Genomic DNA, 17,078 nt, shown 5'->3' with positions numbered 1-17,078 from the left:
AGCTATTCCTTTATTTTAAATAATCTAAAAGCTTCAGCCATAACTATTTCAGCATTATCTATATACTCCTGATATGATTCTTCCTTTTCAAACAAACCATTATTATATTCATTGATTAGGTATTGATCTGTACAGGGGCTTTTATAGTTGTCAAAAATACTGCTTAGCATGGTTTTATACTTTTTTGCATCAAATTGAGCTAGTTCATCAGGATCATTCTTAAATTTCGGATGGAAAATAAAGATACTTTCCTGTCCCTGTATAAACGCTTTGAGTAATTCTGCTAATTTCAGCTTTGCTGTCTCTTTATTAAGTTCAGAAGAATTTGTTTTATATATGCAGTTTTTAAAGCCGTCGATTAAATAAGCTTCACCTTCAAATCCACTGGCAACAGCGATTAACAGTTTTAAATAGCACTCTAATCGATATTTAGTACTATTCTTTGAAAAGCTGACCAATATTATTCTATCACCAAATACCTTATCTATCTCACCTGTTAGTATTAGCCCTTCAATTTCGAGTTCGATTGGAATATTACGTTCTTCCTGACCATTTATATATTCTTCTAACAGTTTCTTTGTAGGCTCAATAGCTTCATAAATATTACTTAATAAAGTATGAGATATATTTTTTAGGGGTAATCCTCCCTTTTTAATACCACGCTGAATATAGTCTGGTAATTCCTCTTGTTCTAAGAAAAGGAAGTCTTGCTTTATCTGCCATTCTTGTAAACCGTCCAATTCGAATATCTCGGTATCAGGCAATAAAACACGTTCCTCTCTATAATATATGTTCAGAACCTTATTGTAATAGTATTCAAAGGGATTTTTAAAGAAATTAATTAATTCCTTTACGGATACCTCCTCCAATGTTAAGCTTTCCTTTATATGAAAATCACTGGAATTTAATTTCTCTCCTCGTTTCTCATTAGCAGCTAGATAATTATAGGTACCCAGGGGCTGTGGTGTAAAATTATGCAAGGGATGCTGAATAACAAGTTGCTCTCGAATAGATGAATCATCTGAAACTTCTATTCCGGAAATAATATAGTCAATCAGCTCATCCACAATTGCAGATGGGGGCAGCAAACTATTGTCTTTTATATTCTTACCAATATAGCTTAGGTATAAATGTTCTTGAGCAGAAAGGATAGTTTCTAAAAACAGATGTTTATCATTTTCCTTAATATTTCTGTCGCCTTTTCTCTTATCTTGCTGCATAATATTAAAGCTGAGCGGATCCTCTTTCCGTGGAAATTTATCAAAGCCTAAACCTAGTAAAGCAACTACTTTAAAAGGGATACTTCTCATTGGAATTAGAGAACAAAATGTAATCCCGCCCGATGCGAAATTATTAGTGCGTACCTCGCCGGATATGTTACTAAGGAAATTGTATTTGAACACATTGTAACTAATCTTCTCTTGTAGATTTTCGCTAATCAGATTTAGTTTTTTCACATAATTAATCAATAACTGATAGTCATCATTAACTTCTTCTTCAGATTGAAAAATAAGATTTGAAACAGTTCTTAAAATATAATCACCCCATTCAATAAGTGTTCTATCCTTCTGCTGTTCTTTGATTGTTTCAATTAATATCTCTACAAAGTGAGAGAAACGAATGAGTTCGAACGCCTGCTCTCCTTCTACAATATCCAGGGGATAAAAACTATATCCATTTAGCTCATACTCATCATCCATTTTCATACAGATACCGTATATAACTCTCTTCAAGCCGTTCAGCCAGCTTACATGAACAGTATCATCAGACAGATTACCCTCTATGCCAAACCGAATACTAGCATCATCAACTACTTTTCTTATTAGCTCTACATTCTCAATCTTAAAACGATTACGAATATAACTCCACTCCAATAACTGCAAGATATCTTCAGCCTTAAAACTCTCTTCTAAAGCTAGAAGTGCATGGAGGGTTCCAATCAATCCATCACTTGCTTGAATGCTCTCATCAGCAATTGTAAATGGGAAAGTATAGGGAGCAGATCTAAAAACAGCTTTTATATAGGGCGCATAGGTATCGATATCACTTACCATTACGACAATATCTCGCGGAGATAAACTTCCGGGATTTTGATCTACCAGATGGACCAGATGATTATATAAAACTTCTACTTCCCTAACTGCAGTATAACATGAGTTCATGCTTATGGAACCATCCTTTATATCATTAAGACTTAGCTTATTTCGCTCATCAGATACAGCATTATTGTAGATATCATTTTGAATCTTACCTAATAAGTTTCTAGGTTCAGGTTCAATACCATTATCGTCGTATTCATTTAGAAAGTCATCCTCCTTGAAAAACAAACCAAAGGTATCTTGAATAACACGCCCCCAGTTGGTCAAGAGTGCGTTTCCTTCAATAGGAACCTCGTAAAGAGATGCATTTTGTCTTGCTCTGCTCTTCCACCTTGCAATTTGTTGAGGACTCTTATCATCAAACCAATAGGTCGAAGGTGCTGGATTCAAGAGATTAAAAGAAATGTCAATATGTTTGGCTAATTCATGGAATATTTCCAAATGATACGCTGTAATGATCGATATTCCAAAGAACTCAATTCGGGGAACTCTTCTTTTTAGATTCTCCTGTTGAGAAGGGTTTTGAAGGTTGTCAATAATATATTTTCCTACTCTTGTTTTATCGGGCATTTTATCCCCAATTTTAATCTTAAGAGTAATCCAAAGATATTTCTGCCAATTATTATCGCTTAAATCCGGAATCTGCATGCCATTCCATTCATTAATCATCTCCGGTCGATAGATTTGGTATTGATCAAATAAATCGGCGACCTTTTCTGCCAAAGCCATTCGTTTGGTATCTTCTCCCTGACTATAATATTGCGAGATAAACGGAAATCTTGCTTTAAATGTCTGATCGTCTAATAATCCAAAAATAAGCCATTGAAGGTTATCTACTGAAAGGATTCGTTCTTGCGGACCGTCTAATAAAAAATAGACCTGATTAATGATGTCATTAGGTTTTAAGAATTGACAATTTGCTGTAATTCCTAGCTTTTCAGCCAATTGTATTTTCAACCAATTATTCATCCCCAATGTTTGGGTTACAATAAAATGCGGATGAAAAACAGTTGGCAAGGGCTTCTGCAAATTATTAGCAAGCTGTTCAACTAATTTAAATAAGGAATTGGAAACATTTAATTGTAAGCTCATCGATCATTTTTTATAGAATCATTAAATCGATCTTTAATTCCTGAAGCTCTTTTGACAGTTCTGCCTGTCGTTGAGAGTATTACACTCTCTGAACTTTGAATAATCACGCTAGATTTGGCTCTCGTTACTGCTGTATATAACAATTCGCGTGTTAAAATATGGGTATCTTCACGGTCAGGTAAAACTACTAGTACTTCTTCATATTCCGAACCTTGACTTTTATGGATGGTCATAGCATAAACGGTTTCAGATTCAACAATAAGCTGAGGAGATACAGCTTTTAGTTGCTTTTCACTATCTTCAAACCACGCCATCATATTATTATTTGAATCGGGTCTGATAATACCTATATCACCATTATATAATCCTAAGTCATAGTAGTTTTTGGTTATAATAATGGGTCTATTCATATAGAACTCTGACTGATTGTCAATTAGCCCTTCCGTCTTTAAGAAAGACTCTATTTCTGTATTGATGTTATACAAGCCAGATTTCCCCTCTCGGACTGCACAAAGTACCCGCAGATTATTAAACTTATGCAAAGCTGAAAGAATGTTTTCCTCATCAATATAAGCTTTATAAGCCCTAACAAAATTTCCAAATACATCGGAGTTATAGCTTGTATCTATATAAACCTGCTCATCATAGCCTATGTTAAGAAATTCCTTTATCTGAGATAGGTTATTTGTAATTATCGCTTTGCTGAATTTACCAACTCCCTTTCTGCTATCAAAACGCCGACTCCTCTTCAACTCAATTATATGACTTTCAAGTGGATGTAAAGGCTCTTTTGATATAAACTTTTCAGTTAATTTACTTTCATTATTAACTATAAAAGAGTTAATTAATTCAATCTTATTGGCAGACATTAAATTTACCTTTTCTTGTGTCTGACATAAATCTCTAAATAAACTTCCTGCCTCAACAGATGATAATTGGTCTTTATCACCTAATAATATCAAACGAGTATTTGTTCCGATGGCATCTAATAATTTAGCAAACAAAGCAACATCAATCATAGAAGCCTCATCTATAATAACGATATCATATTTTAAGGGGTTCTGTTGATTGTGTTTAAAATGAATTGACCCATAAACCGTTTTAAGCATTCGATGGATGGTTGTGGGTTGAGCACCCTGAAGTGATTCTGATAAACGCATAGCAGCCTTTCCTGTAGGAGCGGCTAAGCCAATTCTTATATCCGGATTTATAGTCTTCAACAATTCCAAAATTTTAGAAACTGTTGTGGTTTTACCAGTACCAGGGCCACCTGTAACAATCGTAAAATTGTTTAATAAACCAAAAATGGTCGCTACCAATTGCCAATCTACTGCCTCATCAGGAGATAAACCTTCTAATGAAGTTCCGTTAGGAAAAAGATTGGATATTAACTCTCTATGCTTATTTATTAAATCAATCCGATTGGCCAGATCTTCAGATTCACTTTCAATCAGAGCCTGTATTCGCTTTAAAATAATGGTTTCATAAACGAAATATCGCTGAAGATATAATTTTGATTTATACAACACAAAAGGCTGCTTCTCATCAAAGGAAGTACTTACTAAATGTTCTTTCTTTAAATCATCTTCTATATCTGACAGACTGTGATATAATAAAGGAAATTCGATATTATCATCCAGAACTTCATTCAAGTCCAAGCAGATATGCCCTTCACTCAATTTTTTTAAAACTAAACTGGCAAAAGGCTTTAATGTCTCGGCTTTAAAAAATTCAGCAAATTGTTCGTGAACGTTATTTAGGGTTTGCATATCCTATTACATCTAAACGTAAACAATTTTATTACTAAAACAGAGTTAGGGAACTGCTTAAAGTACAATACAAGTAGGGTTATGCTTAACCTGGAAATTTACGGAATTAGCAATAAAACAAAGCTCTCTTGCCCTGGCGTGCAATTTGTTTGCTTTCTCTACCATTGATGCTTCACTTACAGTAACTATTGGCTTTAAGGTAACCTCTGTAAACTGTCCGCTACGATCCAATTTTTCCTCCATTACACCTGAGGCATTATCTGAATAATCGACAACAACAACGCCTGCATCTGCGCATAGATCAAGATACCAAAGCATATGACAGCTCGATAGGGCTGCTAACAAAAGTTCTTCTGGGTTGTATTTGCTCTTATCACCTCTAAATGACGAATCTGAAGAACCCAATATATCAGGTTTATTTTTACCGCTAATTTTATGATCACGACCATATAAACGTGAATCAAAAGTTCCGTGCCCTTTGTTACCAGTCCATTTCACCGTCAAATCGTAAGTATGGATTTTATTCATTGCTTAGTCTTTTCGTATATCTATAAATATAGAAAAAATTAAGCACTCTTAAAGGCTATTTTGAGAGCCTTCGCTATTAAAATATTTAAATAAACTTTCCGGCCTTGACTCAAAAGCTAAATAACGAGTTTCTTTAATACCGTTTTCAGTATCTATAGCTGCAAGAGCATTCTGATTACGCTGAATTTCTTGATAGAATGCAGCCATAAATTCTTGAGGAACTGGCTCGGTGCGTTGAAAATTCTGTTTTAATGGGTCTACCTGTACACCATTCTTCCAGAAACGATAACATACATGTGGACCAGTAGCTAAGCCGGTACTTCCTACATAACCTATTACCTGACCTTGTTTAACTCGCTGCCCTCTTTTAACAGCAGTCTTGGTCATATGAAGATATTGAGTTGAATAGGTTCCATTATGTTTAATCTTAACAAAATTACCATTTGCACTTGTAAAGCGAGAATCTACAACTACGCCATCGCCAGTTGCGATAATTGGCGTTCCTTTAGGGGCAGCATAATCGGTTCCCAAATGAGCTTTCCATACTTTCTGAATAGGGTGCAAACGGCTTTTGCTGAACCTGGAGGTTATTCTACTAAACTTTAAAGGTGCCTTTAAGAAGAAACGCTGTAAGCTATTTCCATTCTCATCATAATAATGACCTTCTGAAGAACCTTCGGGTTTGAAGTAATGAGCCTGATACTCTTTACCATTTTGAGAGAACACAGCAGATTTTACATTAATAGCACCTACCGCTTCATCTTCAACATATTGTCTGTCATATTCAATTTTAAACCAATCACCTTTTTGAATGGAATAAAAATCAATAACCCCTCCAAAAATATTAGATAGATATACCGCCATATCCGGATCACCACCATTCTCCTGTAAAGCTTCATACAATGAATTTGTAATCGTTCCTCCAATAGTTTCTGCTATTGTACGAGTGGGTTTCATCTCTTTATATACCCGTATAGAATCTCTCAAGTCATACACAATGTAATCAACTGCATTCGGCTGATAAACGAAAAATTCAGCTTTATCAGAATCATTCAGAAAGACAGTATAAGGTTTATTGGCAGCCATATTACGTACATCAAACACAGGTTTTGATGCCTTTACCAATTTAGCGATCGTTACTTTATCAATTTGGTAGCGATCTAATATTGTTGATAGAAATTCATTCCTCTTAATCGTTGAATTTTCAATGCGATAATCATCAACCGTTAATCCGAATAATCGTTCAGAAATCACTTCGTCGATTACAGCAGTATGTTCAGCTGGTAAATTTGGTTTATCCGATGTATTGGAATCAAATGCAGAGAAAGTCAAGAAACTGGTTAACAGACTTATGGATAGTAACACCAATATGCTTAGTGCATTTATTTTAATTTTCATCTATTACTTATTGCAGGTTTTTGAATAAAAATAGTATTCCGTCTAATTGGTTATTCAAACGAAACGTCTAATTTCATTAATTCTACTTACAATAACAAGAAAAGAAGAGATTTATTATAAATTATACTTAATTATTTCATCTTGAGGAACACCTTCCCATTTATTCGGAACATTTCCTTTGTAACCAATATCCTCAATTCCAATTTTAGTTGTATAGAATCCGGAGGCTGTAAGTTGCCTCAACCGACTAAAAAAGGCAACCCCTTGTTGCATTTCAGGAGCAGCTTTGTCTGGGTACGCAATCTCATCTATTAACTCTATCTGCTGCTCATTATTACATTCTATAAAAACAGAATCAAATCGAGTAAAGCATTGCATATCCAACCACTTTAACCCTCCACGCATAGGTAGCTGATGCTGCGGCATATCTTTTACAATGAACTCAATAAAATCAGGTACGCCAGCATCTGTAGCACTCCCTGAAACTTCATCTTTAGGAATAATAATATCTACCAAAACCGTAATTGTAGCCATTTCATGCTCACCAAAGAACTTCCCTTCATTCAATTCATTGATGTGTTCAGTTTCAAACTTTTCACGACCAGGAACAGCCTCAACTTCTCCTTTAGCTGTTTTAGTATTATCATCTGTTGTACAGGATTTTAGCAAAGCTGTTGTGCCTATAGCTGTTAACCCTAAAGCTTTTAACGTATCTCTTCTATTCATCAGGATAGGTTTTGTTTTTTTCTTTGTTCTAATATATACTCAGCAGTTCTCATTGACAAGGCCAAAATAGTCCAGGTAGGATTTTTATCTCCTTGCTGTACAAAAGGAGCACCATCCACAACAAAAACATTATCACAATCGTGCGCCTGTCCCCATTTATTTAAAGCTGAAGTTGCACGATCATCTCCCATTCGCACAGTTCCAACTTCATGGATAATCTCTCCTGGTTTCAATAAACCATAATCGTTTTCCGGACCTTTCGGTTTGGATATATTCATAGCACCCATTGCATTTAACATCTCCTCAAAGGTTTCTTGCATATGTTTTGCCTGTTTAAGTTCAGCATCGCTCCAAGTATAATTAAATCTTAAAACCGGAATACCAAACTTATCAACCACATTCGGGTCTATCTCACAATAATTCTCCTTTCTGGCTATTGCCATTCCTCTACCTGCCATTCCCACTTGTGTACCATAAAAGCGGCGATAATCATCTTTCAAAGATTTACCATAGCCACCAGCGTCTTTCATATTACCATTCCGATCAGGAACCAAACCGTTTAATACCGGCGTGTTTCCACCAAAACCATAAGAAGGCATACCAAAGCCTCCACCATACTCTATATGATAGCCTCTCGGAAAATCCAGATTCTTGTTATCGAGCCACCATGGAGAATAAATGTGAACGCTTCCAACGCCATCATCGTTATAACGTTTTCGATCCATTAACTGAGGAAGAAAACCTGACATTGACACCCCGGTTGAATCATGCAAATATTTACCAACAATATCACTGCTGTTAGCTAAGCCATTAGGGTGGTTATTTGATTTAGAATTTAACAAGATTCTTGCCGACTCGCAAGCACTGGCAGCCAATATTACCATAGCTCCCTGAACCTGGTATTCCTGAGAATCCTCTTTACTGATATAAGAAACTCCTGTAGCTTTTCCATCTTTATCCGTAATAACCTCACGAACCATCGCATTTGGAATAACCTTCAGATTACCAGTTCTAATAGCAGGAATAACTAAACAAGATGATGAAGAGAAATCTGCATAAACCTTACAACTTCTCGAACATTGTCCGCAGTTAAAACAAACACCCCGATCTTTATTCCCAGGCAGCTGTTCGGTAAGAACAGAACCCCTACCCGGAATTACTTTAACGCCTGTCTTCCTCGCTCCTTCCATAATAAAAAGTTCAGTAAGCCTTGGCTTAGGGGGTGTTAAAAAGATCCCATCAGGTTCATTCTCCATCCCTTCCTTTGTACCATATACACCAATTAACCGATCTACTTTATCATAATATGGTCTAACATCATCATAGCTTATTGGCCAGTCATCGGTAAGTCCATCGTAAGATTTTCCTTTAAAGTCAAGCGGCCCCATACGTAAGGAAATCCTCCCCCAGTGATTTGTTCTCCCTCCCAGCATTCTTGATCGAAACCACTCAAACTCTGTATTATTATTTTTTGTATAAGGCTCACCATCTAATTGCCATCCTCCATAAGCAGCATCAAAATCTCCAAAAGGTCTGACTGTTGAAGCACCACGACGCGGCGACTCCCACGGCCATTTCAATTGATGCGAGTCAATTACCGGGTCAAAGAAAGGTCCGGCCTCAAGCATCAGAACATTTAAGCCCGCATTTGCAAGAACATAGCCAGCCATTCCTCCGCCAGCACCCGAACCTACAATAACAGCATCATACTTTGTTGTTGATTTTTTTATTTGAAAATCCTTCATCAACGGATCGGTTTAAGGTTTATAATTTATATTGATCTAATAAGATAGGTCAATATAAATTTAATTTTTATAAATAGAAAATATTAAAACCCAATTAAAAATAGCAAGTTACGCTGAGTGATCCATATTCATGTGCTCTTAGCTGATTTTTAACTTCGCGTGTGGTATGTATATAATTGATATTTAAACCAATGCGATCCATTGCCATTTGTACTCCTATAATCTGAGAAAAAACAAAAGGTTTAATATCAAACGCCATCGGTCTTTGATCGGCAGCTAACATTCCTCCCTGTATCGTTGAGTTGTAAACAATCCAACTCAATAACGGACGATAAAATAAATAGAGCTCTTTGTCGGGTTTCCTATTCCCCGATTGCACCCTGCTCCCCATAGCAGCCGACTCAAATAAGGAGTTAATCTTTCCAAAGCGTATATTCGGACCAACAGTTAGGCGCGTATTATTTAGTCCGATAGAAACAGCAGTATTCATAAAGATATCCATGCGTTTTCCGTTATTCCGAAACAGCAGACGGCTGTAATTTGCACGGGCATCAATACCAAGCGCATTATTCAACTGATATTGCCATCCGTTTATTTCATAAAAACCAAAAAGCTGATGAAAGCTTCGTTGAATATCTTCCCCAAAAGCTTTTTTCCCAATAACAGCCAGCTCCACACCCATACTTACCGCTTCTTCCCTTTTTGAATACCAACTCATTTCACCATTCACATACAAATAGCCTGTTATTGGCCTATCGATGTCTTCTTCAGATTCAATATCTCCGGTATATGCATTGTAAATCTTATGCCCTACCCCAACGGACCAAAGCTTATTCTCCCATTTATCTTGAGAGAATCTATCCGAATCAATCGCTCTCTTATAAAACAAACCTATGCCATTTGTATAGTATTCATCCTTAGATCTCATGAGATATACATCATTATCATTTCTGAATCCTAATTCATTGTGATTCCTTTGTTGACCATATGCACAATTGAAAAAAATCGCGCATAACAAACAGAAAACAAAAGCACAGAATCGATGCATATCAGCAACATTTGGTTTATAACAATTCAAATTTATCAGATTTTTTATCAAAGCCATCAATAAGTAATTCTATTTCCATTTAAATCTCTAATTTCGCTTCTGGCTTGATTTTAGCTGACTATTTTTATTACAGATAACCATACATGATTATTTTATGCATATGACAAAGTGCTCTCTTAAAAACAACCTCATAAAATCAGCTGTCTTCTTTCTTCTCCTTTTAATATTAAGTCCGCTTAATACAAAAGCGCAAGCAGTTTATCAACCTTATTCTTATCAATTCTATCAAAAGCTAAATTCAACACAATATAGTACCGAAACTCGTCAGCATACAGCTTTAAAACCATTCCTTATCGATTCTATAATGCTCCCACATTACGATTCCTTAATGAATCTCAATGTTCAAACCCGCGATAGCTGGCTAGGAAGAAAGATATATAACGAACATCTTATTGAGAGCAATACAGACAACTCACATTTCTATGCTGATATTCTACCGGACCTCACTTTGGGGCGTGACTTTGCAGGAGGTGGTAAAAATACCTTCTTAAGAAGTTTTGGAGTTCAGGTTGGTGGAGATATTAATGACAAATTCTATTACTACGTAAGTGCTTATAATAACAGAAGCATCTTTCCCAATTACATAAATGCTTTCATTGACCAATCAGAGGTCGTGCCCGGCCAAACCTATGGAGATGTCGGAGAAAATGTTCAGAATTGGAATTATTTCACTGCTGTAACTTCTTATACACCTAGCAAATACCTGAATATCAGTTTAGCTTATGACAAAAACTTTATAGGTGATGGTTATCGGTCTATGCTTTTATCAGACAATGCGTCGAACTATACCTCTCTAAAATTAACAGGCAAACTTGGTAACGTACAATATATGAGTATGTGGTCCTATATGATTGACCCACTAGCTCCTGAATTAGTTAATAAAACCAGAGGGAAATGGGGAACCTTTCAATACTTAGACTGGAATGTAAATAACCGTTTATCATTAGGTTTTTTTCAATCAATTATATGGGCAAATCGTTCAGAGCTTGACGGCCTTCGAGGTTTTGAGCCAGCTTATTTAAATCCTATTATCTTTCTCCGGCCTCTTGAATCATCCGATCCCGGTTCTCCCGACAAAATGCATTTGGGTTTAAATACTAAATACAAAATCCTAAATAATCTTTCCGTTTATGGTCAATTCTTATTAGGTGAATTTACTGCAAAAGAATTTTTTTCCGGCAACGGTTATCTTCATAATAAATGGGGTGCTCAACTTGGTTTCCGAAGCTTTGATAGCTTTGGAGTTAAAAGCCTTAATTTACTTGGCGAGTTTAATACCGCCCGTCCTTATACCTATACGCATTTTGACCCGGTTAGTAATTATGGTCATTTTTCACAGCCTTTGGCCCATCCATTAGGAGCGAACTTTCGCGAATTTGTAGGGATAGCAAACTATTCAATCAATCGTTTTGACTTCTCTTTACAAGGCAACTTTTCCACTTACGGCTTGGATCCCGATGATCAAAGCAATTACGGTAAAAATATTTTCAAATCATACAATGACTATGAAAACTTATATGGGAATTACGTTGGTCAAGGACTCAAAACCAATTTAACTTTTGTAGATACCCGGGTTTCTTATTTACTAAATCCAAAATACAACTTACGTTTTGAATTAGGTGCTACTCTTCGCCAAGAGAGAAATGAATTCGGAAGAGAAACTTCAGGAGTAATTACAGTGGGATTACGCTCTTCCTTTAGAAACTTATATTACGACTTTTAATAACTAAAAGTCATAATATAAATTACGGAAAGATGCACGCAATCCCAAAGTAATTAAAGTACTTGTATTGGTCCATTCAGAATTACTTTCGCGACGCAAACCTGCTCCTGCTTCTAATCGAAGGTTATATTTGGGATTTACGACATAAGCGATTTTCGCATCAGCATATACCATATTGGTCTTTAATCCTTGTCCAATCGAACCTTTATGTATTAAATCAGCATCGTATGGTTTAAACAAATCCTTTCCATAATTATCGCTCTCAGCTACATCTAAGCCATAAAGTCCATAATTGCCCTGCAAAGAGAAATCAAACTTCTTATAGGAGTAATTAGCTATCCCTACAAATTCACGAAAGTTAGCTCCTAATGGGTGAGCTAATGATTGAGAATAGTTACTATAACTTGTTAACGGATCATTATCTGCATAGCTATAAGGTTTTGCAAAATTATACTCAGCTAGAAAATTCAGGTCCTTTACACCCAACGCATCAAAACCACGAACACCAAGTTGTCCGGATAATTTTTTACTCAACAAAAGCTGTCCGTAGAAAGATGCCTTTTTAAAGGCCTTATACTTAGTATTCAACCCAACCTGCATCATATCACCTACTCCAGTGTCATCTCTACTAGCCCATATTAAAGAATGGAATAACCCCATTGAGAAACGGTTACTAATATTCCAGTCAGCGTATTGAAAGGCACCCCATTTCCGGAGGCTTCTACTTCTGCTTTTATCATGAATGCTCTCTCTCGGATCCAGCATATAAGAGACAATACTAGTAACCTGTACATCTCCGAACAAACCGTTAAATTTAAAAAAGGTACTGTTAGAAGACACATCCGACAACAACATAGATCGATAACCATCACCTATAAAGTTTTTATCATAAGCTATGGTAAAATTCAAATTTTGTACTGGAGAATAAGACACAATAGCCGAAGCGTAGGCCCAATCCTGCTGATCTGTACCTAATTTTCCATACATCTGTCCCGGCACCACCTCATTCTCCAAAATAAAATCATTCACGTAGGTTGGGAACACTCCCTGGTTCTCATAAGCACTCGTATAGAAGAAAAACTTATCACTGATAGTCCCTCCTAATTGAAATCCTCTTGTATTTAACCATGTATTTTTACCAGCCCCTCCAAAATCTCTACCTATCTGAAAATCGGGTATAAAATCTCCATAAAAAGTATAGTTCTCACCTTTTACATCTATTAAATGTTCATTCCACAATTTACGACCTACCCAAGTCAACCGCTCTCTAACACCGATATTCATCAATGAATCATAAACAGGTGTCATTACCGAATCAATAATCATGGGTTTCACAGCTGTATGCCGATTCGTTTCCCAGCTATATTGAACTTTATTAAACTTTTGATAAAAATGATAAGAATATGGCTGATACGTTGCCTGTGCCTGAGTTAATATAGGTACAAAAAGAAAAAACAGGAATGTAAAAATATTAGGAGAGCGTAGTTTTATATACATGCGACAAAATATTCGTTTAAAATTTCATCATTATTCGTAAATGAATAAATCCAATCCCTTACAGCTAAAATCAAGCCAAACAAATTGCTTTCCAAACATACCGAGATTTTCACAAAAACCTCAGTTTATTTAATAAATACAAAATAAAATTTACTTATTCTTTAAATGCTTTTCAATATAAATTTGAGATATTAGGCATGATTTAAATTCGTATTATTGTAAACTATTGAATCAATCCACTATCTATTTCATGAAGGGAAAACGTCTTCTTAAAGCTCTTAGAAAATACAGCCAGCTTAACGTTAAGATTAAAAATGAAAACATCTTTGATCTTTTAAATGAATCAATTGCTTTGATTGCTAAGGTACCGTTAAGCACCATCATTCTATATCAAGGAAATGAAATAGAACTTATAGCTAACTATGGTTCAATATTAAAATATTCCAGACTTTCTAAATCTTCCTATGAGCATCTAATTAGGCACGATCCTCTTGAGATCGAAGACATTGAAAAAGATCCTGTCTATCGAGAACATCCCGGTTTTATCGATAATAAAATTCGTTTTTATGCAACCTACCCATTCTCCGATTCAAATGGTGTGTTATTAGGGAGCATAAACCTCTTCGATTATAATCCCAGAACGCTGAACGCAGAACAAAAGGAATATATTTTAAAGGCTACCCGACGGGCTTCTCAAATCACAATCGACAGGAGAAATCAGCAAGTATCTTCTCTAATAGAGATACTTTTCGAATCTACCGATGATTTAATCGTTGTTTCTAACCGCGAAAAAATATTACATATAAATCCTGGTGTTGTAAAACTATTAGGCTATAGTCAGGAGGAAATATTAAACAGTGAACTAACTCACTATTTTCACCCGGATGATGTTCATAGCTTTGAGGAAATTATAAAAAACAATAGCCAAGGTTCCATCTCGAAAAAGCTAACCAACCGCCTTGTTTCAAAAAGCGGAAAAATACATCACATTCAGTGGGCAGGGGTTATCGACGAAAAAACTAAATTAATTTATTCAATCGGCAGGGATATTACCAGCCTGCAAGAACAGAAAATACTTTTATCCAGAAGTGAAAAACGTTTTCGAGCTTTCTTTGAAAACTCACAAATTCTGTTCTGCATGCATAGTTTAAACGGCGATTTCATATCCGTTAATAGAACCGGTGCAGATATGGTTGGTCATACAATTCGAGATGTAGAAAAGCTATCCCTCTTCGATATTATTCCGAAAAGCAATCACCAACTCCTTAAAGAATATCTTGAAGCCATAAAGATCAAAGGTCGCGCTGAAGGAATAATGAAGGTTATAACAAAAAGAGGAGATATTAGAACCTGGTTATTTAATAATGTATTGCAACGCGATGATCAGGAAAAAGAATATATTATAGGTAGTGCTGTTGATCTAACTGAGCGTTTTGAATTAGAAAAGCAGTTAAAAGAAGCAAAACTCAACGCCGACCAAGCGAGCAATGCAAAATCAGAGTTTCTTGCCAACATGAGCCATGAAATCCGCACTCCATTAAACGGAATTATTGGCTTCACTGATTTAATGTTAAAAACAAAGCTAGACGACACTCAACAGCAATATATAAACATCATCAATCAGTCTGGCAGCACATTAATGGGAATTATCAATGATATTCTTGATTTCTCTAAAATAGAAGCTGGAAAACTAATCCTCAATAGAGAAAAAGTTGATATACAGGATGTAGCAGCACAGGCCTGCAGCATTGTTACCTACGGAATAGAACAAAAGGGTATAGAACTTTTACTAAATATATCTGAAAATGTACCCCGTTATATTTGGGCAGATGAAACACGCTTAAAACAAATATTGGTAAACTTATTAAGCAATGCTATCAAATTCACAGAGGAAGGAGAAGTAGAACTTAAAATTGCAATTATCCAAGAATTAAATGATGGAACAAGTCTTATCCGTTTTGAGGTAAGAGATACCGGTATTGGCATAAAAAAAGAAAAACAGAAAGAAATCTTTGAAGCTTTCGCTCAAGAAGATGGCTCCATAACCAAAAAACATGGTGGTACAGGCTTGGGTCTTACTATTTCTAACAGCTTATTAAAACTTGCAAATAGCAAGCTTCATTTAATAAGCGATGTAGGAATGGGTAGCTGTTTCTATTTTGACGTTGCGTTAAAAACCGAAAAAGATGAACGAGAAGACCTTTCTTTAAAAGATATCAAATCAGTACTTGTCGTTGACGACAATGCCAATAATAGGCGCATTCTCAAGCACATGCTTGAATTAAAGACAATTGAGGTTGATGATGTCGAAAGTGGCTTACAAGCACTGCTTCATCTTAAAAATGGCAAAAAATATGATGTTATTATCATGGATTACCACATGCCTACCATGGATGGGATTGAAACAATAAGAAAAATAAAAAGTGTCATCCATTCACAGAATCAGCCTATAATTATGCTTTACAGCTCCTCAGATAACGACTATCTTCAGGAAGCATGTGATGAACTTAAAGTAGAATCACGTTTGGTGAAACCTATTAAAATGCGTGAAATGTATCAGGTTCTATCTCAATTAAAAAAAGATAGCATACGCAAAAAAATAAAACAAGAAGAGAAGTTCAAATTTACGAAAGGAATAAAAGTCTTAATTGCAGAAGACAATGAAGTTAATATGTTCCTCACCAAATCTATTATTCAACAAATTGCTCCTGATGCATCCATCTTTGAAGCCAAAGATGGAGAACAAGCTGTCAATCAATATAAATCTGAAGAGCCGGATATTATTTTAATGGATGTACAAATGCCTAATCTAAATGGCATTGAAGCAACGCTTGCCATCCGCAAACTGGAAAAAAGTTTCCATGTGCCAATTCTTGCTTTAACAGCAGGCGCAATGAATGATGAAAGGAAAAGATGCTTGAAAGCAGGGATGGATGACTTTATGACCAAACCTATTGTAAAACAAGACATAGCTGATATGTTTATCAAATGGTTAGGATCAGATGCTGCACATGACAGCCCTTCTATGTACGAAAGTCCGACAAACTATCAATCGATAAATCACATTGACCGAGCATGGTTTAATGAATACACATCATTAGATCCAACATTTAAAGCTGAATTCATTAAACTTTTGGTATTTGAACTTTGTGAAAGTGGTAAATATCTCACACAACAAGTTGAAACAAGGGATTTGGAAGCACTGAAAAAAACCGGACACAAATTAAAAGGCACCAGTTTAACTGCAGGATTAACTGAATTAAGCAAGCTTGCGATTGCGTTCGAATTATTAACAGAATTTGAATCTATCTATATCAAAGAATTGTTAGAAAAAACATTAGAAGAAATCAAAATTATCTTAAACCTGTTAAAAGAAGAACAAACGATTTAATA

General features: G+C 35.7%; 10 protein-coding genes. 2 read left to right on the top strand and 8 right to left on the bottom strand.

The annotated features are described in order from the left end of the window. Positions 1 to 2: 2 nt before the first annotated feature. The 7 genes from recC to VL047_RS05935 all read right to left on the bottom strand — a co-directional run bounded on the left by recC (position 3) and on the right by VL047_RS05935 (position 10,405). Entirely contained in the window at positions 3 to 3,191 is a 3,189-nt protein-coding gene (gene recC, locus VL047_RS05965; RefSeq protein ID WP_325359182.1) for an exodeoxyribonuclease V subunit gamma, read from the bottom strand. Further along, positions 3,188 to 4,960 carry an exodeoxyribonuclease V subunit alpha gene (gene recD / locus VL047_RS05960; protein WP_325359181.1) on the bottom strand — a complete coding sequence of 591 codons (1,773 nt, stop codon included), beginning with the start codon at positions 4,958 to 4,960 and terminating at the stop codon, positions 3,188 to 3,190. Before recD ends, recC begins: the two co-directional genes overlap by 4 nt. A gap of 57 nt (positions 4,961 to 5,017) precedes the next feature. Beyond that, entirely contained in the window at positions 5,018 to 5,488 is a 471-nt protein-coding gene (locus VL047_RS05955; RefSeq protein WP_325359180.1) for an OsmC family protein, read from the bottom strand. 48 nt (positions 5,489 to 5,536) lie between these two features. Continuing rightward, complete coding sequence (locus tag VL047_RS05950; RefSeq protein WP_325359179.1) at positions 5,537 to 6,886, bottom strand: M23 family metallopeptidase; 1,350 nt, start codon at positions 6,884 to 6,886, stop codon at positions 5,537 to 5,539. Between the two features lie 114 nt (positions 6,887 to 7,000). Continuing rightward, positions 7,001 to 7,612 (bottom strand): gluconate 2-dehydrogenase subunit 3 family protein, encoded by a 612-nt coding sequence (locus VL047_RS05945; RefSeq protein WP_325359178.1) that lies wholly within the window; start codon positions 7,610 to 7,612, stop codon positions 7,001 to 7,003. Beyond that, positions 7,612 to 9,357 (bottom strand): GMC family oxidoreductase, encoded by a 1,746-nt coding sequence (locus VL047_RS05940; RefSeq protein ID WP_325359177.1) that lies wholly within the window; start codon positions 9,355 to 9,357, stop codon positions 7,612 to 7,614. Before VL047_RS05940 ends, VL047_RS05945 begins: the two co-directional genes overlap by 1 nt. Before the next feature lie 94 nt (positions 9,358 to 9,451). Continuing rightward, the gene (locus tag VL047_RS05935; RefSeq protein ID WP_325359547.1) at positions 9,452 to 10,405 is read right to left on the bottom strand and encodes a lipid A deacylase LpxR family protein; all 954 of its coding nucleotides are present in this window, start codon (positions 10,403 to 10,405) and stop codon (positions 9,452 to 9,454) included. A gap of 160 nt (positions 10,406 to 10,565) precedes the next feature. Here VL047_RS05935 and VL047_RS05930 point away from each other — a divergent pair, with 160 nt between their 5' ends. Next, the gene (locus VL047_RS05930) at positions 10,566 to 12,188 is read left to right on the top strand and encodes a gliding motility protein RemB (RefSeq protein ID WP_325359176.1); all 1,623 of its coding nucleotides are present in this window, start codon (positions 10,566 to 10,568) and stop codon (positions 12,186 to 12,188) included. A gap of 3 nt (positions 12,189 to 12,191) precedes the next feature. Here the strand turns inward: VL047_RS05930 and VL047_RS05925 are convergent, their stop codons facing one another. Further along, complete coding sequence (locus VL047_RS05925) at positions 12,192 to 13,685, bottom strand: gliding motility protein RemB (RefSeq protein ID WP_325359175.1); 1,494 nt, start codon at positions 13,683 to 13,685, stop codon at positions 12,192 to 12,194. Positions 13,686 to 13,935: 250 nt separating this feature from the next. Here VL047_RS05925 and VL047_RS05920 point away from each other — a divergent pair, with 250 nt between their 5' ends. Continuing rightward, on the top strand, positions 13,936 to 17,076 hold the full coding sequence (locus VL047_RS05920; RefSeq protein WP_325359174.1) for a PAS domain-containing hybrid sensor histidine kinase/response regulator: 3,141 nt from the start codon (positions 13,936 to 13,938) through the stop codon (positions 17,074 to 17,076). The last annotated feature ends 2 nt before the right edge of the window (positions 17,077 to 17,078 follow it).

This window comes from Albibacterium sp. (assembly GCF_035514885.1).
Taxonomy (GTDB): domain Bacteria; phylum Bacteroidota; class Bacteroidia; order Sphingobacteriales; family Sphingobacteriaceae; genus Albibacterium.
The sequence above is the reverse complement of the archived record's forward strand: the minus strand, read 5'-3'. Positions and strand labels throughout refer to the sequence as shown.